This is a genomic window from Hymenobacter cellulosivorans, from assembly GCF_022919135.1.
In the GTDB taxonomy this organism is placed as follows: Bacteria; Bacteroidota; Bacteroidia; order Cytophagales; family Hymenobacteraceae; genus Hymenobacter; species Hymenobacter cellulosivorans.
Genome location: NZ_CP095049.1, coordinates 788,985 through 813,405, shown reverse-complemented (window position 1 = coordinate 813,405; position 24,421 = coordinate 788,985). Strand labels below are relative to the sequence as shown.

General features: G+C 61.2%; 19 protein-coding genes and 1 pseudogene. 4 read left to right on the top strand and 16 right to left on the bottom strand.

The genetic code is table 11. The features are described from left to right. Window positions 1-88: 88 nt before the first annotated feature. Entirely contained in the window at window positions 89-856 is a 768-nt protein-coding gene (locus tag MUN80_RS03575; protein WP_244719731.1) for an SDR family oxidoreductase, read from the bottom strand. 294 nt (window positions 857-1,150) lie between these two features. On the opposite strand from MUN80_RS03575, the gene MUN80_RS03570 reads away from it, so the two are divergent. Beyond that, on the top strand, window positions 1,151-3,601 hold the full coding sequence (locus tag MUN80_RS03570) for a M4 family metallopeptidase (protein WP_244719728.1): 2,451 nt from the start codon (window positions 1,151-1,153) through the stop codon (window positions 3,599-3,601). A gap of 78 nt (window positions 3,602-3,679) precedes the next feature. On the opposite strand, the gene MUN80_RS03565 is transcribed toward MUN80_RS03570, so the two are convergent. The 3 genes from MUN80_RS03565 to MUN80_RS03555 all read right to left on the bottom strand — a co-directional run bounded on the left by MUN80_RS03565 (window position 3,680) and on the right by MUN80_RS03555 (window position 6,300). Further along, on the bottom strand, window positions 3,680-4,624 hold the full coding sequence (locus MUN80_RS03565) for a DUF6794 domain-containing protein (RefSeq protein WP_244719726.1): 945 nt from the start codon (window positions 4,622-4,624) through the stop codon (window positions 3,680-3,682). A 145-nt stretch (window positions 4,625-4,769) separates the two neighbouring features. Next, complete coding sequence (locus MUN80_RS03560; protein ID WP_244719723.1) at window positions 4,770-5,504, bottom strand: hypothetical protein; 735 nt, start codon at window positions 5,502-5,504, stop codon at window positions 4,770-4,772. 76 nt (window positions 5,505-5,580) lie between these two features. Further along, on the bottom strand, window positions 5,581-6,300 hold the full coding sequence (locus MUN80_RS03555; RefSeq protein WP_244719721.1) for a tetratricopeptide repeat protein: 720 nt from the start codon (window positions 6,298-6,300) through the stop codon (window positions 5,581-5,583). A 203-nt stretch (window positions 6,301-6,503) separates the two neighbouring features. Between MUN80_RS03555 and MUN80_RS03550 the strand changes: the two genes are divergently transcribed. Next, window positions 6,504-7,391 carry an alpha/beta hydrolase gene (locus MUN80_RS03550; protein WP_244719718.1) on the top strand — a complete coding sequence of 296 codons (888 nt, stop codon included), beginning with the start codon at window positions 6,504-6,506 and terminating at the stop codon, window positions 7,389-7,391. A 134-nt stretch (window positions 7,392-7,525) separates the two neighbouring features. Here the strand turns inward: MUN80_RS03550 and MUN80_RS03545 are convergent, their stop codons facing one another. The 4 genes from MUN80_RS03545 to MUN80_RS03530 form a co-directional block, all read right to left on the bottom strand. Continuing rightward, complete coding sequence (locus MUN80_RS03545) at window positions 7,526-8,035, bottom strand: methylated-DNA--[protein]-cysteine S-methyltransferase (protein ID WP_244719715.1); 510 nt, start codon at window positions 8,033-8,035, stop codon at window positions 7,526-7,528. 45 nt (window positions 8,036-8,080) lie between these two features. Continuing rightward, window positions 8,081-8,800 (bottom strand): phospholipase D-like domain-containing protein, encoded by a 720-nt coding sequence (locus tag MUN80_RS03540; RefSeq protein ID WP_244719712.1) that lies wholly within the window; start codon window positions 8,798-8,800, stop codon window positions 8,081-8,083. A gap of 6 nt (window positions 8,801-8,806) precedes the next feature. Then, entirely contained in the window at window positions 8,807-10,036 is a 1,230-nt protein-coding gene (locus MUN80_RS03535) for an amine oxidase (RefSeq protein WP_244719709.1), read from the bottom strand. A gap of 374 nt (window positions 10,037-10,410) precedes the next feature. After that, window positions 10,411-11,370 carry a cation diffusion facilitator family transporter gene (locus MUN80_RS03530; RefSeq protein ID WP_244719707.1) on the bottom strand — a complete coding sequence of 320 codons (960 nt, stop codon included), beginning with the start codon at window positions 11,368-11,370 and terminating at the stop codon, window positions 10,411-10,413. A gap of 100 nt (window positions 11,371-11,470) precedes the next feature. On the opposite strand from MUN80_RS03530, the gene MUN80_RS03525 reads away from it, so the two are divergent. Further along, entirely contained in the window at window positions 11,471-12,898 is a 1,428-nt protein-coding gene (locus tag MUN80_RS03525) for an APC family permease (RefSeq protein WP_244719705.1), read from the top strand. Window positions 12,899-12,904: 6 nt separating this feature from the next. On the opposite strand, the gene MUN80_RS03520 is transcribed toward MUN80_RS03525, so the two are convergent. The 8 genes and pseudogenes from MUN80_RS03520 to MUN80_RS03485 all read right to left on the bottom strand — a co-directional run bounded on the left by MUN80_RS03520 (window position 12,905) and on the right by MUN80_RS03485 (window position 23,724). Then, window positions 12,905-13,411, bottom strand: coding sequence for a GNAT family N-acetyltransferase (locus MUN80_RS03520; protein ID WP_244719703.1), 507 nt, complete (start codon window positions 13,409-13,411; stop codon window positions 12,905-12,907). Window positions 13,412-13,499: 88 nt separating this feature from the next. Beyond that, window positions 13,500-14,669, bottom strand: coding sequence for a transglutaminase domain-containing protein (locus MUN80_RS03515; RefSeq protein ID WP_244719701.1), 1,170 nt, complete (start codon window positions 14,667-14,669; stop codon window positions 13,500-13,502). 272 nt (window positions 14,670-14,941) lie between these two features. Then, entirely contained in the window at window positions 14,942-18,502 is a 3,561-nt protein-coding gene (locus MUN80_RS03510; protein WP_244719699.1) for a PQQ-dependent sugar dehydrogenase, read from the bottom strand. Between the two features lie 420 nt (window positions 18,503-18,922). Beyond that, entirely contained in the window at window positions 18,923-20,770 is a 1,848-nt protein-coding gene (locus MUN80_RS03505) for a vWA domain-containing protein (protein ID WP_244719697.1), read from the bottom strand. Between the two features lie 119 nt (window positions 20,771-20,889). After that, on the bottom strand, window positions 20,890-21,843 hold the full coding sequence (locus MUN80_RS03500) for a DUF6745 domain-containing protein (RefSeq protein WP_244719695.1): 954 nt from the start codon (window positions 21,841-21,843) through the stop codon (window positions 20,890-20,892). A 13-nt stretch (window positions 21,844-21,856) separates the two neighbouring features. Then, window positions 21,857-22,171, bottom strand: coding sequence for a DUF8820 family protein (locus MUN80_RS03495; protein WP_244719693.1), 315 nt, complete (start codon window positions 22,169-22,171; stop codon window positions 21,857-21,859). Between the two features lie 229 nt (window positions 22,172-22,400). Beyond that, window positions 22,401-23,332 (bottom strand): annotated as a pseudogene (hemB, locus tag MUN80_RS03490) (porphobilinogen synthase). Window positions 23,333-23,460: 128 nt separating this feature from the next. Then, window positions 23,461-23,724 carry a hypothetical protein gene (locus MUN80_RS03485; RefSeq protein WP_244719691.1) on the bottom strand — a complete coding sequence of 88 codons (264 nt, stop codon included), beginning with the start codon at window positions 23,722-23,724 and terminating at the stop codon, window positions 23,461-23,463. A 468-nt stretch (window positions 23,725-24,192) separates the two neighbouring features. Here MUN80_RS03485 and MUN80_RS03480 point away from each other — a divergent pair, with 468 nt between their 5' ends. After that, a complete protein-coding gene (locus tag MUN80_RS03480) occupies window positions 24,193-24,384 on the top strand; it encodes a hypothetical protein (RefSeq protein ID WP_244719688.1) in 192 nt (63 codons plus the stop codon). Window positions 24,385-24,421 lie beyond the last annotated feature (37 nt).

Sequence of the window (24,421 nt, the reverse complement as noted above, 5' to 3'; positions counted from 1 at the left end):
TTTACTTTGGAACACTCAGCACATTTCAGCGGACGGATTGCTTCGCGCTGCTCGCAATGACAGGTTGAATACTGGCCTGCGCGAAATCCTAGAACCCATTCACGCTGAAGCCGCCGTCGACGCTCAGGGTCTGGCCGGTGATGTAGCTGGCGGCGGGCAGGCACAGAAAGGCCACGGCGCTGCTGACTTCCTCGGGCTCCCCAATGCGCTGCAGCGGTGTGCGGTCCAGCACGCTTTGCCGATACTGCTCATTGCTAAGCACACCCGCGGCCAGCGGCGTGCGGATATACCAGGGCGCAATGCAGTTGACGCGGATATTATCCGGGGCCCACTCCACGGCCAGGTTGCGGGTCAGTTGAATAATAGCCGCTTTGGTCATGCCATACACTGAGCCCGTGCGCAGGTGCACCAGGCCGGCCACCGACGAAATATTGACGATGCAGCCCCCGCCATTGAGTTGCAATAGCGGATAAGCGGCCTGGCACATGCCAAAGGTGGATTCCAGGTTGGTTTCCATCACGTGGCGGTAGTCTTCGGGGCTGTACACGGCCGTCGACTTACGGATGTTGGTGCCCACGTTGTTGACCAGGATGTGGAGCTTGGGCCAGCGCCGACTGACTTCACGCAGCAGGTTTTCCCGCTCGTCGGGGCGGCTCAGGTCGGCACTCAGGGCGTGGGCGTCCAGTCCCTGAGCTTGCCATTGCGCCACCTGGGCTTCGAGGTCGGCGGTACCCCGGGCCACGGCAATGACGGTGGCGCCAAAGCGCAGCAGCTCCTCGGCCACGGCCGCCCCGATGCCCTTGGAAGCTCCGGTTACCAAGGCAACGCTACCCTCGAGGTTCCAGCGTTTATTCATATTTATCTATGTTTAGTTGGAAGAAGCGAGTGTTTCGGAAACGTATAAAATTTTGGTGTCTGTCTCCTTGCAAATGATTGTAGCCGATTCGTGGCGAAGTGTTAATCAATGCATTAAAACGCTTTAATGCCGGTGGGTCAAGCTTTACTATGTTTGATAATATTTCATAAAAACAATCATATGTATGGCATAGGTTGCAATGAAAGTGAGTTGGTATTGAAAAATTATTACCTTGCCAGCGCTCGGTAGCCATTCCGACATCCGACCCTTTTCCACTTTCCAAACCACGCATTCATGAAAAAAAAGTACTCGGCAGTAGCTGTGCTACTGGCTAGCGGCCTTGCTTGCTCTACCACCCAAGCGCAGGATAAAGCCGGCATTCAGCAAAAAGTCCTATCGGAGAAAGGTACTCCGGAACTGATAGCCTTCCGGGCCGATGCCCCTGCTTATACGCTCAACGACGCCCGCAAGGCTCTGGCCGAACAGCTGCAGCTGGCCACCAGCGACCAGATGCTGCGTAGCAAAACGGAAATTGACCCATTGGGTTATGCCCACGAGCGCTACGACCAGTATTACAAAGGCATCAAGGTAGAACACGCCTCCTACACGCTGCACGCCAAGCAGGGCAGCGTGCAAAGTATGTCGGGCAACTTTGAGCGCATCGGCAACCTGAACGTGACGCCCGCCATCAGTGCCTCGGCGGCGTTGCAGTCGGCGCTGCAGTTTGTGGGCGCCAAGAAGTATATGTGGCAGGATGCCCGCGAGGAAGCCGGCCTGAAAGAAGAGCAGAACAACCCCGCCGCCACATACAAGCCTCAGGGTGAGCTGGTAATCGTGAACAATCAGGAGACGGGCAAGCCCACGCTGGCCTGGAAGTTCAACGTGTATGCTCAGCTGCCCCTGAGTCGCGCCTACATCTACGTGGATGCTGCTACGGGCACCGTGGTACTGCAGGACGCTATTATCAAGCACGCTGCGGGCACCGCCACGTTTGCCACGGCCTACAGCGGCACCCGCTCGCTGGCCAACGAAACGGTAGTGGCCGGGCAATACCGCCTGCGCGAGTACACCCGCGGCCTGGGCATCGAAACCTATAACTGCCGCAAGGGCAACAGCTACACCTCGGCCGTCGACTTCACCGACGCCGACAACAGCTGGACTGAGTACAACAACGCCAACTTCGACAACGTGGCCGGTGATGCGCACTTCGGCGCCCAGGCCACGTTCGACTACTGGAAACTGGTACACGGCCGTAGCTCCTACGACAATGCCAACGCCAAAATCAAGAGCTACGTGCACTTCGACGACACGCCCGGCGACGGGGTGGGCTACGAAAATGCCTACTGGAACGGCTCGGTCATGACCTACGGCGACGGGGCCACCCGCTTCCGCCCGTTGACAGCCCTGGACGTGTGCGGCCACGAAATCGGCCACGCCGTGTGCGAAAAAACGGCCAACCTGACCTACCAGAACGAGTCGGGGGCAATGAACGAAGGCTTCTCCGACATCTGGGGAGCGGCCATCGAGGAGTACACTGCCGCCAAACTGGGTTTGACCAAGTCGACCTGGATTATTGGGGAAGACATTGACAAGCAGCGCCCCGGCCTGCGCTCGATGAGCAACCCTAACGCTGAAGGTCAGCCCGATACCTACAAGGGCACCTACTGGAAGGCCACCACTACTTCGCCGACGCAGTCGAACGACTACGGCGGGGTGCACACCAACAGCGGCGTACTGAACCACTGGTTTTACCGCGTGGTGGCCGGGGGCAGCGGCACCAACGACATCGGCAGCGCCTTCAACGTGACTGGTGTGGGCATGGATGCCGCCGCCAAAATTGCCTACCGCACCGAAAGCGTCTACCTGACAGCTTCGTCGAACTACGCAGCGGCCCGTACTTATTCGATTCAGGCGGCTACTGATCTGTACGGGGCTGGCTCGGCTCAGGTGCAGGCCGTTACCAATGCCTGGTACGCCGTCGGCGTTGGGGCAGCCTACAGCGGTGGCGGTGGCACTACGCCTACACCGACTACGTATTGCACTTCGAAAGGCAACAGCGTAGCCTATGAATTCATCGACTACGTGAGCCTGGGTACCCTGACCCGTTCTTCGGGTGCTGATGCCGGCTACTACAACGGTACGGCCCTGACGGCTCCAACCCTGACGGCCGGCACCACCCAGACCATCAGCTTCAGCGCGGGCTTCACGGGCTCGGCTTATTCGGAGTACTTCAAGATATACATCGACTACAACCAGAACGGCGTCTTCACCGACGCGGGTGAGCTGGTAGTAAGCACGGCTGCCAGCACCTCGACCACGACTCGCTCGGCCTCCTTTACGGTTCCGGTTTCCGCCAAAAACGGCAAAACCCGTCTGCGGGCAGTTATGAGCGACAACTCGGCCACTACCAGCTGCAATGCCTACAGCTACGGCGAAACCGAAGACTACAGCGTGACCATCAGTGGCGGCACAACCTTCGCGGGCTTGAATGGCATTTCGGCCAGCCGGGTTTCGAGCCAGTTCGACGTGTACCCGAACCCAGCTACGGACCGCCTGAATATTGCTCTGCCCAACAACGCCGAAGTTGTTTCGGTGCAAGTGCTGGACGTGCGTGGTGCTGCCATCAGCGTGACCCGCTACGAAGGCAACGGCCAGCTGAACGTGGCCGGCCTGGCTAAAGGTATGTACACCCTGACCGTGAGCGACGGACAGACGACCTACCGTCAGCGCTTTGTGAAGGAGTAGGTTTGCCTGCTTTCTGAAAATCAAAAAAGGCCCGTCAAGCAATGACGGGCCTTTTTTGAGTTCTGCGGTGAGGCTGTGCTACTGTGGCGGCTTTACAATCTCAACCTCTTCGGCGTAGGCTTCGGGTGGTAAGCTGTTGAAATCATCGATTCGACGGCGGCGCAGAAATTTCCGGTATGGCTTGGAGTAATAGAGTTTCGGCGGTGGCGGCGGCCCCGGCGCTACGACGGGCGGCACAAGTTGGGTAAGGGCCTTGATGCCCGCCTCGTCTGGGGCTTTGCCGTTTAGGTACTGGCTGTAGGTATCAAGCAAGATGCCCGACATATCATCGGGGTGTGTCACGCCTTTGGCTTCGAAATACTGCTGCAGTCGGGAGCCGCCCCAGAGCTGCCAGCTGTTGCGCATCCAGAGGCCCAGGCCAAAATGGAACCGGCTGAGGCCGTATTCCGGGTCGGGGTGGCGCAGTTGCTGCTTAACCGTGTCGGTCAGTAGCTGGTCGAGTTGGCGGAAGGCGTCCGGCAGGTTCTTAGGAATGTAGATGCCGCTGATGGAGTCGGCCGTCAGGTGGCGGGCGTGGCGCAGGTCACTGAGGCGCTGCAACGAATCGGCCGTAGCATTGAGCTTCCGGGCCTCGGTGCTTACGTCAAAGGGCTGGTTGCGCAGATAGCGCAGGTAAGAGAGGTAAATAAGGTAGCTACGCATTTGGTCGGCATCGTAGCGCCACAGGTCCGGCTTAGGCTGAATGAAGGTGTCCAGGTATCGTTCCAAGCGGTTAGGTTGGCCGTTGGGAGCCTTTGCCCACTCATTGAGCAAGAAAATGCCGTTGATATCTTCAAAATTGCTCGGCTCCAGCGTCTTAAAGTGAGCTTTGGCTTTGGGACTAAGGATTTTGTCGAGCTGCTCGTTGGCTTCCGTCAGGTTGGCCGGAATGTAGAAACCGTGTTGGTTGACTGACGCGGGTTGGGCCTGGGCTGAAGCCAGCAACCCTAGTACGCACAAGATGGCAAGACAATTTTTCAGCATATACAGAAGACAAAGGACCGCCAAGGTAACGTGCAACCTCTTTTTGCATTGAGTGAAGCCGATGCTGCCAAGCAAAAAGCGGGGCCTTCCTACTCACCGGTGAGTAGGAAGGCCCCGCTTGGCAAGGGCGCTACGAACCCTATGCTTACCGCCAGGGCGAGTATTCAAGCTTGAGTTCCATCAGGCCAAATCCGTCGTTGCGAGCTGCGTTGCCACGCTGGCTGATGTCGTCGAGGTGGTCGGTGGTGGTGAAGTAGTAGGAACCTTCGGCCGAAACATTGAGCTGGGGCATCAGGCGAAAGGTCAGGCCCAGGCCAACCGGCGCAATAAGGGCCGTGGCGGGGTAGTCATTGCGCTCAGTCGGCAGGAAATTGGTGCTGGGCACTGGTCGGGCATTGCCCAAGTATGCTTCGGGCGTGTAAAGCAGAGCCCCAACGCCAGCCTTTATATACGGTTTAATCATTGCCGGAGGTCCGTGCGAATCGGCAAACTCGCTTTCGTCCCGCGTCAGTTCGTAGCGCACGAAGCCGGTCAGGGCCCCATTGGTACTGCGGAAAGCGTAGCCACGTTCGGGCAGCTGGTCTTTGGCTCCGAGCTTGAATACGGACAGCTCGCTACCCAGAATTACCCGGGGGCGCACCATGTAGAGCACGCCCACGCTGCCACTAGGACCAGGCAGGTTGTCGGCGAAGCTTTCGGCCAGGTCGCCGTTATAAAAACCCGCGCCGCCCCCCAGGGTCAGGTACACCGGACCACGGTGGTAGGGGCGGGCCGAGTTGGTGAAGTGCCGGCGCCGCCGCTCGGGGCTCTGGGCCGCGGCAGTGTGCGCGTACAGCGAGAAAAGCAGCAAGCTGCCGAGGAAAGTCAGGCGAATGTTCACGGCCAAATACAGTTGGTGAGCAGCCCGAATACGCACGCCGGGCGCCTACCGTTGCTGCTGGCTCCGTCGGTCCGCCTTATTTGAACATGCCCTTGGGGTCGGGCAGCTTGGCCGTCAGGTCGCTGATCAGGTCTAGGTCGATGCTGCTTACATTCAGGTTTTGGCCTTTGTGCACGGCGTCCCAGGCCTTGGTATAGTCCTCGCGCAGGTAGTGTACGCGGCCCATCTGCTGCCAGGCGTAGGCGTTGTTGGCATCGGCTGCCAACGCTTTTTCCAACTGCTGCTGGGCCTGGTCGAGGTCTTTTTTCTTCTTGGTTTGCTGGTAGCGAATCAGGTAGCTGGTGCCCAGGTCAGAAAGTATGAGCGAACTGGTAGGGGCTACCGTCAGGCCTTGGGTGAGCAGGCTGATGGACTCGTCGGCAGTGGGGTTGCGACTGGCAATAACGCCCAGGCCGCGGTAGGCATCGGCGTTTTTCTGATCCAGCAGCCAGGCCAGGTTGAAGCGGTACAGGGCCGTGTCGGGCTGGTTTTCGGTGATATACTCGTAGCCTTTGTCCGAAAAGAACTTGCTGGCTTCGGCGCGGGAAGCAAAGTTTCGTTCGATGTCGGCCAGGAAGGCAGGGCCCACCAACTGCTGAGCCGCCTCCACCGACAAGCCCCCGAAGAGCGGCAGCAGGCGGTTGGCGGCCGTGCCAGCGGCTTCGGTTTTTACTTTGACTTTGGTTTTACGCTGGGCGTGCGCCGGGGCGGTGGCCAGGGCCAGACCGCAGACGAGGAGCAGCAGGTATTTTTTCATGGGAAAGAGCAACTAAGAAAAACGACGGGAAAGAAGCCAGCCCGAAGGCCGTCAGGCAAATATAGGACGGCGCCCGGCAACCCCGCGCGCCCGGACGCGTTGGGCTGGGCTAGTTCACCAATCCGGGAGCTGCCCAATAAAGTATATAGAGCCACGTCGGGTTCCCGGCCCGCTGCCCAACTTCGCCGTACCCTTTCCCGTCTATGCGTTTTTCCCGTTTGCTGGCTTTGCCGGCGTTTGTTACCGTATTGCTGCTGGTGCTGGTAGCCAATGAAATGGCCCAGGCCCGGCCCAGCCGCCGGTTTGCCAACCTGGCCTACGTGCCCGCCTCGGAAGCCGGCTTCGATACCGAGCGGCACCGCCTCGATGTGTACGCGCCTCGCCAAAAGGCCACAGTGCCGTATCCGGTGGTGGTCTTTATTCACGGCGGCAGCTGGAACAGCGGCAACAAGAACTTCTACTCCTTTATCGGACGGCGCCTGGCCAAGCAGGGCGTGGTGGCCGTCGTCATCAACTACCGCCTGGCGCCCAAGGTGCAAGTGCCCGCCATGGCCGACGACTGCGCCCGGGCTGTCATCTGGACCACTCAGCACATTGCCGAATATGGCGGCGACCCGCAGCGGCTCTTTACCATGGGCCACTCGGCCGGGGGCGGACTGGCCGCTTTGCTAGCCGCCGATAACACCCTGTTCAGCCGCCGCGGGCTGGCCACCAACCCCGTGCGCGGCGCCATCCTCGACGACCCCGCCGGCCTGGATATGTATGATTACTTGCGCAAGATGCAGTACGGCGGCGACGAGCAATATCTGGTGCCCTTTGGCAAGGACCCGGCCGTGTGGAAATCAGTGTCGCCGATGTACTACGTAACGGCCGCCACACCACCGTTTCTGGTGTTTATCGGCGGCGAAACTTACCCGTCCATTAGTAGCAGCAGCCAGAAGTTTCGGCTAAAGCTGAAGGAATTGGGGCGGGAGCCGCAGTTTGCGGTGCTGCCCGGCAAAAAACACGTGCCGATGGTGCTACAGCTCTATTGGAAAGACAACGTGATATACCAGGAGCTGCTCAAGTTCGTGGGCGCCGCCGGGGCCTAGGGCTTACTTTTTGGGCTGGCGGTACACAAACTCAATCCCGTCGGGCAGGGAGCGGAGGCGGCTGGTAGCATGCCGCTCGTTTAATAGAAAGCGCCAGCGGCCGGCCAACCCGCAAATCGGGATAACTCCGGCGCTTAACCGAACAGCGAGGTTTGAGCAGCGGGCTGCTCGTGGGTCAGCAGCCACTTTTTGCGCGGCAGCCCACCGGCGTAGCCTGTAAGCTGCCCGCTGGCCCCGATGATGCGGTGGCAGGGCCACACAATGGCCAGCGGGTTCTGGCCGTTGGCCGCGCCCACGGCCCGTACCGCGCCAGGGTTGCCAAGCTGCCGGGCCAAATCGAGGTAGGAAGCTGTGCGCCCATAGCTCACACCCTGTAGCACCTGCCACACCCGCTGCTGAAACTCGGTGCCACGGGGCAGGTCATACACCAGGGAAAAGTCGCGCAGCTCCCGCCCGAAGTAGGCCCGTAGCTGCTGGTGAGCTTCGCGCAGACACGAGGCCACGGCCGCCGCGGGTGTTTCAGCTTGCGTGGCGGCTTCGTTTAGAAAGGTCACGGCAGCCAAGCCCGCTTCCGAGCCTTTGAGCTCCAGCAGGCCAATGGGCGTGGGCAAATAGGAATAAGCAAAGTCGGGGGCGGTGGGCATGGGCACACTGGTTACCCCGGCAAGTTACGTTCAACGGCGGCTTTGTTAGCCCCCGAACGGCACCATTACCTCCCAGAGCCGGTCAAACTCGGTCTGGTAGCGCGTCACGGCCGAAGTGTCGTCGGTGATGAGCAGGTTTTCCAGGTTGACCATAGCCGCCGAGCGGGTCCAGTTGTAGCTACCCGTGAGCACCAGGCGTTGGTCGGCCAGGGCAAACTTGTGGTGCATGTGGTCTGTGGTCTGGTCGATGCGGATGGAGATTCCGCTGGCGTGCAGCTGCTTGATGTCGGAGCCTTTGTCGAACAGCTTGTCGTTGTCGGTCAGCAGGCGGATAGCCACGCCCCGCCGGTGGGCCGCCAGCAGGGCGTCGGTTATCCTATCATCGGAAATGGTAAACACGCACACGTCGAGCTGTTGGGCGGCGTGGTTAATAAACTGCCGGATGGCATGCACGCATTCGGTACCGGGGCTGAAGTGGACGCTGGTCTGGGCGGGCTGGGGCGGGGCCAGGGGCAATAGCAGGGCGCTGGCGGCCTCCAGCCATTCCACCACGGCCTTGTCCTCAAACGAGTTGAACCGCTCCCGGGCCAAAGCAAACAGCTGCTGACGCAGGGTATGCAGGGCCGGGCCCTGCTGCCCGTGGGCCGCTAGCCGGCTGCGCAGCTCCCGCGCCTCCGCCACCGACAGTGTGGAATCGGCAAAGGACTGCTCGAACTGGCGCAGCAGGTCGGCCGTGCCCGCACTATCGGAAGAGGAGGCGCTCATGGCAGCTTAGGTCAGCGACAACGACAAGGCCACATCCGACTCCGTGACGAGCGTAATGGGCTTGGGAATAGCTGCCGACACAGTTTCCTGGGCTTGCAGCAGGGCTTCGGCATAGGCCGTATCCAGGATGCGGGTCAGGCCGGGGTCGGGCGCAGCCGTATCGGCGTCCCAGAGGCCGGCGCGGTGCCAGGGCGTGAGGTGGTCCCAGTCGGGCCGGTCGATAATGGGGTAGAGGCAGGCTCCGAATACCGGCACGCCGGCTTGCAACGCTAGGGCGCACTCCTTGCCAATCATGTCAATCCAGAGGGGCCGGTCGATGCCGGGGTGGCTGGTTTCGGTGAGCACCACGGGACGGTTGTAGCGCTGCCAGGCCCGGGTCAGCAGAAAGCTTAAGGGGCGGAAGCGTGGGTCATTGAAGTCGTCGGCCCAGGGCAGGGTCTGGTGCGGGTCTAGCTGCCACTGGTTGTCGTAGTAGTAGTTAAAGCCCAGCAGGTCCAGGTATTCCTCGCGGCCGCCCAGGTCGGGGCACATCCGGCCCGAGAGCATATCCACGGCCTGGAACTGGTTTTCATCAAACTCCTTGGCCCGCTGCCGCAGGTGAGCGTCGGCGCCGGGGGCAGCCACGATGTGAATCAGGGGCTCGGTGGTTAGGATACGGATGCTGGGGTCAGCCTCGCGCAGGGCGGCCACGCCTTCAATGTAGGCCCGCATCAGTCCGCGCTTTACTTCCCAGCCCTGGCCCACGCAGTAGGGCGTGGTGCCGCGTACGTCGCCGCCCAGCCAGCTCATAAAGCTTACCTCGTTGATGGGCGTCACGATGAGCGTATCGTCGGGGCGCTGCGAGCGGTAGAAATCCACAAAGGCCCGGCAGAGGTGGGAAAAGCGGCGGGCAAACATCGGGTGCAGGGGCGTCAAATCGTCGGGGTAGCCGAAGTGGCACAGGTCCCAGATCTGCTGGATGCCGTGGCGCTTGCCCGCGTCGAGCATGACTTGCACCGTACTCCAGTCATATTGATACGGTACTTTCTCCACCTGGCTCCAGCGGATTCCTTCCCGCACGCTGCCAATATTAAAGGGCTGCAGGTCCTGATAGTCGGCGTCGAGGCGCTGCAAATGTCCGGTCAGGGTCAGAAAGTCGACCCGGTGGCCGAAGGCATTTAGTTGGTCGGTGCATTCATAGCCACCCATCCAGAAAGAGCGGAACGGGTTTGTGTGCGTCGTAGTGGAATACGTCATAAGCGCAGGGATTAACGGGCAGAAAAATGCCAGCCCGGCCTTACCAAGCCCGACTAGCGCCTAATGTACCGGAAAAGTGCTGGATTGGTTGGGCTTCGTGCTATAAGGGAGGCAACCGCTGCTCAATTGTGTCCAGCAAGCACCTTCAGGAATTGTCATAAATACCCTGGATATATGCTAGTATACATTGCGGTAGGAATTACACATTGTATACCAAATAAGTATACAGCTTGTGATTTACAAACAACCGTATACATAATAGGTAACTATATTTGAAAATCAAAAGGGGTGTATACCCACTGGTATACACCCCTTTTTATCTGCCTGAAAAACGCAGAATCAGTCCTGATAAGCGTTTTGATCTGCCAGGGAGCTCAAGCGCGGAGCTGGGCCGGCGTGGTCGTCGTTGCCGTGTCGCGCCCTCTGCCACTTAGGCTTTTGGCTTCCACGAAAATGCGCTTGAACTCGGGGTGCTGAGCCCGGATGGCATCCTGCAGCCGGTCGATGGCCTCTTCGACCTGTACGGCGGTGAGGTTGCGCTTAAACTGCACGTCGAGGGCCAGTACCACGTCGGCCGGGCCGAGGTAGGACGTAAGGGGCGGACGGATGCTTTCCACCGAGGCTTCGGCCCGCGCAATAGTATCGATGCTGGCCAGGGTTTCTTCGTCCACGCCTTCGCCGATGAGTAGGCCCTTGGTTTTGTAGATCAGGAAAATAGCCACCGACACGAGCAGCACGCCAATGCAGATGGAGGCGGCCCCGTCGAGGTAGGGGTTGTTGAGCCGGTGTCCGAAGTAGACGCCCAGCAAGGCCAGCACCAGGCCCAGCAAGGCCGCCGAGTCTTCCATTAGGATGGCAAACACCGAGGGGTCCTTGCTCCGACTCAGCGTGTTCCAGAACCCGGCGTCGCCCCGGCTTTTGTTGAATTCGCGGAACGCCAGGAAGAAGGAAGTGCCCTCGAATAGCAGGGACAAACCCAGCACCCAGTAGTTCCAGGTAGGGTCGGTGATGGGGGCCGGGTGCTTCAGGTGCTCAATGCCTTCGTAAAACGACATGCCCCCGCCGATGGAGAACACCAGCACGGCCACAATGAGGGCCCAGAAATACAGCTCCTTGCTGCGCCCGAACGGGTGGCGGGCATCGGCGGGCTTTTCGGCCTGCTTGACGCCGTAGAGAATCAGCAGCCCGTTGCCACTATCAACCAGGGAGTGAATTCCTTCGGAAAGCATGGCCGAGGAGCCCGTGAAAAAGGCCGCCACAAACTTGCTGATGGCAATGGCAATATTGGCCCCAATGGCCCCGTAAATGGCAATTTTGGACGAGCTTCCGGCCATAAGATGAAGAAAGGATGAAGTAGCGGTGGTACGCGCCCACCGAAGCCCGGGTTAGCGCCCAGCTTTGAACATTCCGCTTTTATTCGACTTTTACCGCTCTATGACCCAACCTTCTCCCGACCCGACTACCGGGCCCCAGCTGCGACGCAACCTGGGCCTGGTGCAGGCCACAGCCCTGAACATGATTGACATGGTGGGCATTGGCCCCTTCGTGACCCTGCCGCTGGTGATGGGCCTGATGGGCCCCAACTTCCTTCTGGCCTGGCTCGTGGGCGCGGCCCTGGCCTCCGTCGACGGGCTGATCTGGAGTGAGTTGGGCGCGGCTTATCCCGAGGCGGGCGGCTCCTATAAGTTTTTGAAGCTGGCCTACGGGGAGCAGAAATGGGGCCGCTACATGTCGTTTCTGTACGTCTGGCAAACCCTGATTCAGTCGCCGCTGGTCTTGGCTTCGGGCGCCATCGGCTTTGCCCAGTATTTCGGCTACCTGGTGCCCCTGACGGAGTGGTGGCAGCCCAAGCTGGTGGCCGGCACGGTGGTCTTGCTGCTGATTGTGCTGCTCTACCGCCGTATTGAGGACATCGGTAAGCTGGGCGTGGCGCTGTGGGTAGGCGTGCTGGGTCTCATGGCCTGGCTGATCTTCGGCGGCCTGACGCACCCCAATCACCACGTGGATATTTTCCCCCGCGGCGGGCTGCCGGTGCTGCCGGGCTTGCTGCTGTCGGTGGCCATGGGGCAGGCGGCCGTCAAGACCATCTACTCCTACCTGGGCTATTACAACGTGTGCCACCTGGGCGCCGAAATCCGGGAGCCGCAGCGCGTGATTCCGCGCAGTATTTTCCTGAGCATTCTGGGCATTGCGGCCCTGTATCTGCTGCTCAACTGGAGCGTGGGCACCGTCATTCCCTGGCAGGAAGTGCAGGCCTGGCAGGCCGGGGCTGGGGATAAGTCGCAGTTTATTGTGAGCGTGTTTGTGGAGCGCCTCTACGGGCCGGCTGCTGCCACGCTGGCCACGGGGCTGGTGCTGCTGGTGGCATTTGCCTCGCTGTTTGCGGTGCTGCTGGGGTATTCACGCATTCCGTACGCCGCTGCCGCCGACGGCGAGTTTCTGCCCCTGTTTGGCAAGCTGCATCCCACCAAGGACTTTCCCTACGTGTCGCTTTTGCTGCTCGGGGGCGTGGGCTTCGTGTTCAGCTTGCTGTTCCGGCTGGGCGAAGTCATTTCCGCCATTCTGGCCATGCGCATTCTGGTGCAGTTTGTGGGCCAGGCCGTGGGCCTGATTCTGCTGCGGCGCCGACGCGGCACGGCCGGGCTACCCTTCCGTATGCCGCTGTATCCGCTGCCAGTGGTGCTGGCCATTGTGGTGTGGCTGGCCGTGTTCTGGGGCATTGCGCCGGTCGAGGTGAGCTGGGGCAGCCTGCATTTCCGGCTGTATTTTCAGCTGGCGGCCGTGGGCATGATGGCGCTGGGCACGGTGGCCTTTCTGCTCTGGAGCCGGCAGCGCGGGCAGTGGCCGTTCGAACGAAGGTAGTCGAGCTTAGTCGAGCCGCTTCTCGTAGCAGAAAAACCGCAGACCGGGCCGAAACGCCAGCGTGATTTCGCCCGCAAAGCGGTAGCCCAGCTTCGGAAACAGCCGCTGCGTGGCCGCGTTTTCCGAGTTGGTATCCACCCGCAGCGACTTTAGGCCCCGGTTCCGGGCCAGCTGCTCGGCCTGGGCCAGCAAGGCGGCGGCTACGCCTTTACCCTGAATGTCGGGGTCCACGGCCAGGCGGTGCGTTACAATGGCGGTTTCGGTTGGGTCCCAGTCGGCCTGGGCGTACTCGGCATCTTGGTCCTGGGTGAGGGCCGCTACGCCAGCTACCTGTCCATCCAACTCGGCCACCCAAAGCTGGTTATGGGCAATGTCGCTTTGGAATACGTCCTCGTTGGGGTAGTCGGCTGACCACTGCTGGTTGCCGCTGGCCTGCATCAGGGGCACCACGCGGCGCACCAGGCTCATGATGGCGGAAACGTCGGCGGGGGTGGCGGGGCGGATGTGGAGCATGGCAAGGCAGGGGCAAAAATGAAAAACCAAAAAAAGAACGCGCCGGGGCGCGTTCCTAATTTTTTCACCTAAAAGCCGTGGCCGACCGTTAGCGCATCATTTCATTGCCGCCGCTCAGGTTGCTGATGTTCATGAACAGCACCGGGCGCATCAGTTTGCCCGTGGCCAGATAGCGCGTCATAAAGGCCTGACTGTTGCGCAGTTTCGTCTCAGCCTCCAGCAAGGATGTCTCAAACTCACTGATGCTGGTTTGCTGCGTGACATCTTTCCCCTGCACGGAGGTCAGCAGAGCCCGGGCGCGGGTAAAATCAGCTTCGATGGGGGGGAGCAGCAGCTTGAGCTCGGCATCACTTTGCCGGGGCATAAACTGATGGTTGAAGAACTCCACGAAGGCGTTGAGTCGGTGAACCCCCTTGTTGAAGGAGGCCAGCGCCTCGTTGTAGACGCCCACATGGTAGTTTTCCTCCCGCGTACGGTTGGTGGCCAAATAAGAGAAGATAACCCCGTTCTTGACGCCATTCTGCTCCACCCGCCGGTTGGTGGCGTGCAGCTGCTGCAAGGGTGTCTGGCGCTCATACAATGCCACGGAGTCGAGGAAAGCAAAGGCCGCAGTAGAGGCGGGCGGCGTCTGACCCAGCTGAAACTGCTGGGGCGTACGTGGAGCTTTCAGCAACTGCCACAGCGGGTCGAAGGGCATGTGGCTTTCAATAAAGACTGAAGGCGCTACTTTGTAGTACTCATTGCTTAGCCGGAACACAAACTTGTCGTTGACTACCTGGCCGGCGGCCCAGGTTGGGTCCATCAGGTACCACTTGCCTTCAATGCGGCTGGCGTTCCAGGCGTGCCCCGTGGCCGAGCGCAGGCTAATGTAGCCGGGCACCGTGTGGGTTGTTACGCCGACGCCGTTGGCAATAGCCGTGTAGAGTTCGGCATAGTGCCGGCACACGCCGGCTCGCTTTGCTAGGGTTTCCTGCACTACCACGGCCGGCTCCCGCTCAAACTCTAGGACGTACATATTCTCGACGTCGTAGCGAATGTTGCGGGCCACCCACACAAAGGCCGCCCGGGCCTTATCGGGTTCGGTGGTAAAGGAGGCGTTGATGAAGCGAACCAAGCCCCCCACCGTGCGCGCCGATGAGTCGGGTACCTGCTGCATTTTGGCATCTACAGCCTGGTACGGCGGGGCCGGAACGGGCCGGGGATTGGTCTGCTGGGCTACGGTCGGAAAAGCCGCCCAGCTCAGTAAAAGTGCGGTCAAAGTACACCGGCAAAAAAGCGTAAGCATAAGAGTAACTGGGTAATGGGGCAGTTGGCAACCAACAAAATTGAGCAAATATTGCGGGACTAGCCGCGAAATCCACCCACTACTTTTCGCCCGGTTACAGCCGTTTAGGCCTAGCACCCCGCCGAGCCGCATCCTTCGTAGCGGAGCAGCTTTGAAGCATAAAGCGGCTAGGCTTTCCCACGCAGCAAAACAGGGCGAATCCACCGGATTCGCCCTGTTGGGTTTTAGCAAGCAGGAGTAGTAACCTATTCGCCTACCACCAGCCGCTGGGTGCTGCTCTCGTTATGGGTCTGCACGGTCACGAAGTACACGCCCGGGGTCAGGTGTTGCAGCGGCAGGCTCTGCTCCGAATAACCAGCCGGAACTGCCTGCGTGGACTCCGTTACCGACCGACCCAGGGCGTCGCGCACCGTCACGCGCACGGACGCCTGGGCCTCGGGCAGCTGCAGGCTTAGGGTCACGGCCGAGCGGGCGGGGTTGGGGTAGAGGCTAAAGGGCAGTGCGTCGGGGCGGGCAGCCGGGGCCCGCAAGGCTGGCTGCTGCTCCCCGGCCGGCAGCAGGCGGGCCCCAGCCCAGCTGGCGTGGTCGTAGCTGGCATTGTCGCCGCCATTGGTAACGACCAGCCGCAGCTCGTTTTTGCCGCTGACGTTCAGGTCGATGCGGCTCGTGGCCGAGCTGCCGCTCAGCCTGCCGCTCGTATACGCCAGGGCACCGTCCAGATACACCTGGAAGTTCACCGTGCCGTTGCTGCCTACCTCATCATCCACGCCCACGTCGGACAGGAAGCGGGCATAAGAGCCGTTCAGGGCATACACGATTTCGGAAGCCGAATGCACGCCCAGGCCCTTGGCATAGGTGATGCCGCCCACACTCAGCGTTTTGCCGTCACTCGGGTCCAGCTCCCCGTTGCTGCCGTCGCGCTCCACCGGCCCCCAGCCGTTACTAGCCGATACCCACGTTAGGTCCGATACATAAACGGCAGCTGCGGCAGCAGTCCCCGGCCGCACCAGCGCCGCAGCGGGCACTGCTTGCTTGGTAAGTCCTGGGCCCGCGTAGCTTACGTTCAGCATCTCGGCACCGGTCCGCTCAAAAAAGGTAACTGTCAGCGCATGTACGCCCGCCCGCAGCCCAATCGTGCCCGACTTCTCGGTGGCTCCGTGCAGCCCGTCATTGTTGACCACCAACTGGTTGCCAATGAACAGCTGGCTGCCGTCGTCGGAGGTGGTATAGAAGGTATACACGCCGTCGGTGGGTACGCGCACGTAGCCGGTGTAGCGGAAGGCAAAGTCGTCGTTCCGATTGCGCGGACTCAAATCAAACCCCGTTACCGAACCTGTTTTCACCGGGGTCAGGGCCGAGAAATTGGGCAGCACGGTCCAGCCGGCGCCTTCGTAGTAGCTGTAGGACAGGCCCGCCACGGTATTCGTCGGGTTTTCAGGCGTGCGCAGCGTAGCATCCGTCACGGTGAACGTAACCGTCAGGGCCTGGCCGGCCGTGCCGGTGGCTCCGGTGGCGGTGTAGGGCGTCGCCGTCAGCATGTGGCTGCCTACGGTCGGCGTCCAGGGCAGGTAGTCGGTGGGGCCATTGTCACCGGCTAGGGCGTAGGGTACCGTGTTTTCCGTCCGGAAGTTGGCCGTGGCATCGTAGCCAAACCGCACGCTGCCCACCGTGGCTGGGTTGGTGTTGGCCCGGATATTCAGGTGGCGCGAGGGCAGCGTGGCCAGGTTGAGTACCGCCCCGGCCGGCAGCGGGTCGTAGCCGGCTATGGGCTGGTCGGTATCAGCGTTGAACAAGGTAAAGCTGGTCACGGCCTGCCCGGTGGGCACTACCCGGAAGCTGGCCGTATAGGTGGCATCTTCCGTTGGGGTGGTCAGGGTTTGAGTGGCCGTGCCGCCCTGGCTCCAGCCCGTAAATTCGTAGGTTATTCCGTTCACTGTCTGCGGGCTAACCACGCCCAGGGTTCGCAGCACGCCTTCCACGCTGGTCACGGTGGCTGGAGTGGTCAGGGGCTGCCCGTCGAGAGTGAGGCGCAGGCCGGCCGGATTGGTGGCGAAGCTCAGCACGGAGGCGCGGGGGTAAATGTCGCGGTACACAGTGGTTTTCAGGCCTCCGGCATCCGTCACGGTCAAATACAGGCGGTACCATACGTTAGCGGCCGTTTCGCCGGTGTTGGGAATGGCAAAGGAGCCGGTTTTCTGGCCCTGGTTGAACGGTGTGCCGTCGTGCACGTGGGTGTCGTGGTGAAAGTCGACTTGCCAGCTGAAAGCACTCGCCGGCAGGGCGCCGTCCTCAGCATCGGTGGCGTCGGCCGAGAAGGTAACGGTGGTGCCCGCCACGTAGGTTGTGCCCTCGGCCGGGGTCAGAATCTGGGCTGTGGGGGCGGTATTGGGCGCCGTAACCGTCAGCGTGGCCGCGGCGCTGGTCACGGAGCCTACCGCGTTGGTTACCACGGCCCGATACTGGCCGGCACTGGCGGCGGTTACGCTGGCAATGGTGTAGGTAGCCGCCGTAGCCCCGGCAATGTTCACTCCGTTTTTCTGCCACTGGTAGCTCAGTGGGGCCGTGCCGGTAGCCGTTACCGTAAACGAAGCCGCCTGCCCCGGCGCGACGCTCACGTTGGCCGGCTGCCCGGTAATAACCGGGGCGCTGGTAGCGGGTGTGTACACTACTTTGTACAAGGCCCCGGCGCTACGGCTCAGGTAATACAGGTTGCCGTCGAGGCCGGTGGTCAGGCCCACCGCGTTGCCGGGCAGGGCCGTGGCAAAAGGCGAGCGGACGGGCGTGCTGCCCGACAAGTCAATGTAGTTGATCCACTGGTTGCACAAGTCCTGGTAGAAGTACTTGCCCAGGTAGGAAGCCGGGTAGTTAGTAGTAGCCGGAGTGAAGAACGTGCCGCCCGTAATGGCGCAGCCCCGCCCGTCGCCGGTGCCGTGGGGGTAGCTGAACACCGGGCTCGTGACACCGGCGGCCGTGGTAGCGCCCTCCGTGGCGGGCCAGCCAAAGTTGCGGCCCCCGGTGGTAGCGTCATCTATTTCCTCCCAGGTATTCTGCCCAACGTCATTGAGAAAAATCCGGCCCGTGGTGGGATGAATGGCGAAGGTGTACGGGTTACGCAGCCCGTAGCTCCACACCCGGCGGCGCTGCTCGGAGCCCGTGGGGAAGGGGTTGCCGGCCGGTACCGACCCGTCGGGGTTGATGCGCAGAAACTTGCCGTGGTAGGTGTCCAGGTTCTGGGCGTGGCTGCCGTTGGCGTTTTCCCCGATGGCCACGTAGAGCTTGCCGTCGGCCCCGAAGCTCATGGCTCCCCCGTTGTGGTTGGTGGCCGAGCTCAGCGGGTCCAGTTCCAGAATAACGACCTCACTGCCGGCCACGGCTACGTCGCCGGCGGCCGTGAAGCGGCTGATGCGGTTGTGCACCGGCGCCGTGCTCACCGTATAATACAGGTAGAGGTAGTTGTTGGTGCTAAAGTTCGGGTCGAGGGCTATGCCGATCAGGCCCCGCTCCCCGCTGGAATTCACGCTGAGCCGCACAAAAGGCGTCGCCAGCAAACTGCCGTTTTTAATAACCCGCAGGCCGCCGCCCTGTTCGCCCACAAAAATGCGCCCGTCGGGGGCGAAGGCCAGCACCGTGGGGTTGCTGATGCCGCTGCTGACCTGTACCTGATTGAAGCCGGCCGGGAAAGTTTGGGCCGTGGCCGTGAGGGCCAGCAAGCTCAGCAACAGGAGTAGCAAGGCCATTTGCAGCTTAACCGTCGAGGGGCGGATCTGGCGGCTGGTGGGCCGCCCAATACGGAGACGTGATTTCATAGCGGAGTTGGTAGAGGTTGTGGAACATGGAATTAGGGCAAGCTTGCAGTAGGTGAATACTCCCGGGTTTGGGCCGAAAGCGGAAGTAGATAAAAGGAGCAGGTAAGCGCCAGTTGGGCGTAAGACGAAAAGAATGTTGCTGTTGAGCTGTAAAAGCAAAGATTCACTATGTCTAATGAAGATAAGGAAAGCCAGCCGTTTAGCCCTGCGTCGAGGTGTTAAGATTATGTCATTGTTGCCGGAGCCCGACAGTAGGCAAGGGCCAGACAGCAAGGATATTCCCCCTTAAGACTAGAGTATAAATCGAACAGAGTGACAGTGCCCACACCGGAGTTTCGGTGGTAGTACCACAAAAAAGCAGCCCGGCGCCCCTGCCTCAACAGGAACTCCGGGCTGCTTACGGATGCGCTTACAACCAGCTTAAGTGGTTTGCACGAACTTTTTGATTTCGCCGCTGGCAATGTAGGACTTGCCATCGGGGGCGGTATTGACGTGCTCCACCACGAATAGGGTGCTTTCGTCGCGGATGCCGCGGGGGAAGCGCATGTTCCAGTTGGGGTCAAACCCGTCGCTCACCACCCGGGCCCGCAGCTTGCTGCCGTCCTTCACGCACTGAATCAGGATGCCCGAGCCGATAGTGTCGGTTTCCTCCAGGTCGGCGAGCGTAGCGGCGGGCTTGGTGGGGCGAGAGCTGGCGCTGCTTGCGCTCCGGCTGCGCGACGAGCCGGAGTGGCCGCCAGCCAGCGGGTCGGTTTCGCCCGGCCGCACGAGGCGGGTGATGTTGCCCTTGGCCCGGTAGAACGTGCCATCAGCACTGCGCTCCAGCTCCTCAACGATGTAATGCGCGCCCTCAGCCCGGATAGCCCGCGGAAACTGGATGTTCAAGTCATCGTAGCCGGCCGAAACAACCCGCACGCGCAGCTTGCCACCCTCGCGGAAGCACACCAGCTCGACGCCCGTGCCCGGCTCGCTCACCACCGGCAGCGCGTGGGCCGCCTGGTCGACGCTTACGCCGCGGCCGGCCAAATCGACCCGGGCCCGGCGGCCCTGGAAGGCCTGGTCGCGCAGTTCCTTGCGGCTCTCGTTGTCGAGGTGGCGGCTGGCAATGCGCTGGGCGTAGTGGTTGATCTGGTCGATTTCCTCGGCAATCTCGAAGTGCTCGTGCAGGCCTTTGGCCGTTAGCTCGGCCACCAGCTGGTGCAGCAGGGCTTCGGCTTCGGCGTGCTTGCTGGCATCGGCCAGGTCCACGGCTCGTTCTTTGTCGCGGGCAATGCGCAGGCGGGCCAGCTCCAGCATCACGCCACCGTCGGAAGCTGTGGCCACGGCCTCAATGCCGCCCGCGGTGAATTGTACTGTATGCTCGCCGGAAATAGCCTCGATGCTGCCGTTGCGAATGGCGTCGGCGCGGTAGGCTACGTGCAGCAGCTGGTGGGCGCCGGCCGGCAGAGCCGGCAACTGGAGCTGCAGGCCCAGAACTTTATCCTCATTCTCGTACACATCCCCCAGGTGCAGCACCATGCGGCCGTCGGGCTGCGCTTCCTGCCGGGCCAGGCTCAGCACATCCGCAATTTGCGTAGGCGCAATGGGTGTGAGGGTAACGGTCAGATTTTGCGCCGCAATGGCCTTGAGGCTGTCGAGCTCAATACCGAACACGTCGGCCGCATCGTCCAACGACTGAATAAAGTAGAAGTTGCCGGCCGCGGCCCGGGCCATGCCGATCAGCAAGTCTTCCTCGAAGTGGCTGCCGAAGCCCAGGGTAGTCGTCGTGATGCCCTCTTCGGCCTTCTTGCTGGCAGTATTAATCAGGATGGCGGGGTTGGTAATGCCGTTGTTGGCCTGCCCGTCGGTGAGTAGCAGCACGCGGTTTACGTGCTGGTCGGTTTTGTGCTTGGCCACCAGCTCACAGCCTTGCAGCCAGCCGCCGCTCAGGTTGGTCAGGCCCCCGGCCCGCACGCCTTGCAAAATCCGTTTAATACCGTCTTTATCGGTCACAAGTTGGGCATCCAGCAGGGTGCTTACTACGTCGTCGTACACCACAATGCTCAGCCGGTCGTCGGCCGTGAGGCGGTCCACGAAATCGGCGGCGGCCTGCAGGGCGTAGCGAAGCGGGGCGCCGGCCATGCTGCCACTGCGGTCAATCACCAGGGCTACGTTGAGCGGGCGGCGCTGCGGATTGGGTACGTCTTCCCGAAATTTTAGGAGCAGGCTGGTCGTGTCGGCCAGGTTTTCGAGAATCACCGGGGTGGTGGGCTGCTGCGTTATTTGCATAGGAGAAAGAGAAAGGGAATAGGAAAATAGGGCAAGTAAAACCCGGCCCGCACCTGGACCAGGGGCGGGAAAGTAGTTAAGAAATCAGATATTCTGGATGGGCTATATGCCCGGGCCGCCTAGGTTTCAATTAGGGGCCGGTAGTCGTGCTCATTCTCGAAGCCCGCCAGCCAGGCAGCGGCCCGGCGGCAGGTGCGAATATGGGGCGGCACCCGCAGCACGTAGGTATGAGCCGTGGAGGGACAGATAACGCGCAACGCCACAATGGGCTCGTCGCCTTCCAGCGGAATGTTGAGCAGCTGCCGCTCCCCACCCGCGTCCCGGTCCCGGTCGATAACCAGGCCGCCCACTTCCTGCACAAACCGGTCGAGCCCGAACCGCTCCAGCAGCACCCGCCGCCGCGTCACGTTGCGCACGTTCAGGATGTCCACGGCCTTCAGGTCCTCGGGCCGGAAGGCGGTACGCTCATCCACCGCCGTGCCTTGCCAGTGGATGTTTACCCGCAGGCCACTGGGCAGGCCCGTCAGCCCACTGCCAGCTACTTCCAGCCAGTGCGTGAGGTGAATGGTGGCGGGTAGCTGCACCAGCAAAGGGCAATTGGATACATCCAGAGAGCGGGCCGTGAGGCGCTCAGGCAGCCGCCGCAGTTGCCGGTTACCGCTCAGGTTGAGGCTTTCGCGCACCAGCCAGTCGCCGGTCAGCTCCCGGACGGCGGTACGGGCGGCCTGCACGCTGGTGGCCCGCAGGCGCTCGGGCAGCAGTTCCAGGTTGGGGCAGTCGTTGACTTCCAGATGGGTGCACTCCAGAAAACGGGGTAGCTCCCGTAGCCGGGGTTCCCCGTTCAGCCGCAGCGCCCCACTGACAATCAGCTCCTCGGGCTGGCGGCCCGACAGCAACAAGGCCCGGGCCACCTCCGGGGTAGCGCGCACCGGACCAGTAGGAGGTACTAGCGGGTAAGCTGGAGCAGGCACGCTGGGCGGGCTGGTGCGGTAGGGCACGGCTGGCTCGGCGGCCTGCGGAATTTCGGCAGCAGGCTTGCGTAGGTGGCGGCCCCGGGCGTTGATGCTGAACATAAGCGGCAGGTTTTTAGTCTACTACGGTTCGGATGGCGGAAGGGGTATACTCGCGCTGCTGCCAAACGCGGTACACACCCACCGGCAGCTCAATGGGCCGGTGCTCCTCGTGCACCAGTGTAGCCTTCGGGGCCGAAACCAGCAGATACAAGTCCTTGCCATACACGTACAGGCTGGCCGCGCCAAACTCCCGGATGCGGTGGCTGTGCCCGGTGTGCTCACCGTGGGCCAACACCAAGCCCGTGCGCGGAACCGAACCGGCAGGCAAGGCCGCCACCGGAGCAATCAGGACGTCGCCGTGGCGATACTGAAAAGGAGACTGAGTCATGGCTTTTGCTAAAATGGTTTGCTAAAAACTCTTTACTAAAGACTTGGAGCAGGTGTCTACCCCGTTGCTTTCGTAATATTACGTAATAGTGTGCATTAAGGCTATATAGGGAGCTAATATTTGCTAATTTTTTTAGTACAAAAAGTTTTTGCGCAACAAAAAAAGCCGTCCTGACTAGCAGAACGGCCTTTGTAATAAGTAGCCTTTTAGTAAACCTTAAGCACCCGGTTTACCCGCGGCGCAGCACCTCGGCGGCTTCCTTGGCGAAGTAAGTCAGGATGGCATCGGCGCCGGCCCGCTTGATGCTGAGCAGCACTTCCATCATGGTTTTTTCGCCATCCACCCAGCCGTTACGGGCGGCGGCCTTAATCATGGCGTACTCGCCCGAGACGTTGTAGGCCGTCACGGGCAGGTGGGTTTTTTCCTTCACGACGTGAATCACGTCGAGGTAGCTCAGGGCGGGCTTTACCATCACCATGTCGGCGCCTTCCTGCTCGTCGAGGGCCAGTTCGCGCAGGGCCTCGCGCTTGTTGGCCGGGTTCATCTGGTAGCTTTTCTTGTCGCCTTTCTTGGGGCCGAGTCCAGAGCGTCGCGGAAAGGGCCGTAGAAAGCCGAGGCGTACTTGGCCGTGTAGCTCATGATGCTCACGTGACTGAAGGCGTTGCGGTCCAGCACGTCCCGAATCCAGGCCACGCGGCCGTCCATCATGTCACTGGGACCGATAATGTCGGCGCCGGCGCGGGCCTGGGCCAAGGCCATCTGACCCAGCACTTCCAGAGAAGCGTCGTTCAGGATTTCGCCCGACTCAGCATCGACCACGCCGTCGTGCCCGTCGCTGGAGTAAGGATCCATAGCCACGTCGGTCATGATGACGATGTCCGGGAATTGCCGCTTAATGTCGGCTACGGTCTTCAAATACAGGCCCTCGGGGTTAGCCGATTCCTTGGCCAGGCGGTCTTTCAGGGCGTCGTTGATGCTGGGAAAGGGGGCAAAGGCCTTGATGCCCAGCTCCACGGCCTGCCCGATTTCGTCGATGAGGCGGTCGGCGGTGAAACGGTGAATGCCCGGCATCGAGCTTACTTCCAGGGTTTGATTCTGGCCCTCGATCAGGAAAACCGGGTAGATGAAGTCGTGGGTGGTCAGGTTGGTTTCCTGCACCATGTTGCGGATGACTTCAGACTTGCGGTTACGCCGAGGGCGGTGAGTGGGGAGGATGGCCATGGATACGTTTGGGAAGATTCAACCGGGCAAAACAACGCCGGCAAAGATAAGGTTGCGTGGCCGGGAGCCTACGGTAGTTCACCGTCAATAATAAAGCTGCCCCAAAAAGCCAGTATGAGGGCTAGCGCTGAGCCCAGGGCAAAGATGCCAAACCCGGCCCAGCCACCCGTTACCACCCCTAGCACGATGCCCGCCACGAATACGGCCGTGCCCAGAATCTGCAGAAAGCTGCCCTTGGCGGATAGTACCTGCCGGGGTGCCCGTGTCTGCTGACTTGCTGTCGGCGAGAGGCCATGTACCTGATCCTCTCTGATGAGAGTAGGCCGGGGCATGGCTGTACGGACGGCCTGGGCCTCGGTACGGCGTCGGGGGGCGGGGCGGGTTAGAGTACTGCCCGGGCTGCGCCGTGCGGATTGGGCAAGCAGCTGCTGAGGTGGGGCTGCAACTGGAGCTGCCTCAGGCCGCGGCATAGGTGAGGTTGCCGGATTCTCGACCGGGTTAGGCGTTGGCTGAAAGCGGAATGCTGCCTTCTCGCTGCGGCAACTGGTCAATGAAAGCGTCAGCAGCAACGTCCCAAGCGTTACTTGGTAAAGGAAGCGGCTCGAACAGGTAGAACGCAGAGGCATAGAATAGGGAGGGCTAAAGATGAGGTAGAGAATAAGCTGTAATAGCTTCAGGATGAAGCTCAACGCTACCAAAAGTCACCGTATTTTCTTGGCCCCGCTTCCGGATTGGCCGTATAATTAGGCTCGGTCCCCGCACCGATTTCTGCTCTAATCCTACCAAAACAAACCAAAGCCATGAAAGACAGCAAGCAAACTCCCCAGCACCCCAACAGTGGCGAAACGGGTAAGAAGGCGCCTGGCGTAGCAGGGCAGCCCAGCGGCCCCCACGAAGGCCCCGTGGCCGGCGACGCTACCAATACCCGTGGTGAAAACGTGCCCAGCGCGCAAGGCCACAGCGGCGGCGCCAAGAAAGGCAAGAGTAACTAGCTGCTCCGCCGATTAAAGCTAATCACTGCCGAGGCCC

Bases quoted from the DNA above. Each gene is read 5' to 3' on its own strand.
- MUN80_RS03535 (WP_244719709.1), bottom strand. From the start codon at position 10,036: ATGACGTATTCCACTACGACGCACACAAACCCGTTCCGCTCTTTCTGG.
- MUN80_RS03525 (WP_244719705.1), top strand. From the start codon at position 11,471: ATGACCCAACCTTCTCCCGACCCGACTACCGGGCCCCAGCTGCGACGC.
- MUN80_RS03565 (WP_244719726.1), bottom strand. From the start codon at position 4,624: ATGCTGAAAAATTGTCTTGCCATCTTGTGCGTACTAGGGTTGCTGGCT.
- MUN80_RS03510 (WP_244719699.1), bottom strand. From the start codon at position 18,502: ATGAAATCACGTCTCCGTATTGGGCGGCCCACCAGCCGCCAGATCCGC.
- MUN80_RS03495 (WP_244719693.1), bottom strand. From the start codon at position 22,171: ATGACTCAGTCTCCTTTTCAGTATCGCCACGGCGACGTCCTGATTGCT.
- MUN80_RS03540 (WP_244719712.1), bottom strand. From the start codon at position 8,800: ATGAGCGCCTCCTCTTCCGATAGTGCGGGCACGGCCGACCTGCTGCGC.
- MUN80_RS03530 (WP_244719707.1), bottom strand. From the start codon at position 11,370: ATGGCCGGAAGCTCGTCCAAAATTGCCATTTACGGGGCCATTGGGGCC.
- MUN80_RS03545 (WP_244719715.1), bottom strand. From the start codon at position 8,035: ATGCCCACCGCCCCCGACTTTGCTTATTCCTATTTGCCCACGCCCATT.
- MUN80_RS03575 (WP_244719731.1), bottom strand. From the start codon at position 856: ATGAATAAACGCTGGAACCTCGAGGGTAGCGTTGCCTTGGTAACCGGA.
- MUN80_RS03500 (WP_244719695.1), bottom strand. From the start codon at position 21,843: ATGTTCAGCATCAACGCCCGGGGCCGCCACCTACGCAAGCCTGCTGCC.
- MUN80_RS03520 (WP_244719703.1), bottom strand. From the start codon at position 13,411: ATGCTCCACATCCGCCCCGCCACCCCCGCCGACGTTTCCGCCATCATG.
- MUN80_RS03550 (WP_244719718.1), top strand. From the start codon at position 6,504: ATGCGTTTTTCCCGTTTGCTGGCTTTGCCGGCGTTTGTTACCGTATTG.
- MUN80_RS03505 (WP_244719697.1), bottom strand. From the start codon at position 20,770: ATGCAAATAACGCAGCAGCCCACCACCCCGGTGATTCTCGAAAACCTG.
- MUN80_RS03570 (WP_244719728.1), top strand. From the start codon at position 1,151: ATGAAAAAAAAGTACTCGGCAGTAGCTGTGCTACTGGCTAGCGGCCTT.
- MUN80_RS03485 (WP_244719691.1), bottom strand. From the start codon at position 23,724: ATGCCCCGGCCTACTCTCATCAGAGAGGATCAGGTACATGGCCTCTCG.
- MUN80_RS03555 (WP_244719721.1), bottom strand. From the start codon at position 6,300: ATGAAAAAATACCTGCTGCTCCTCGTCTGCGGTCTGGCCCTGGCCACC.
- MUN80_RS03480 (WP_244719688.1), top strand. From the start codon at position 24,193: ATGAAAGACAGCAAGCAAACTCCCCAGCACCCCAACAGTGGCGAAACG.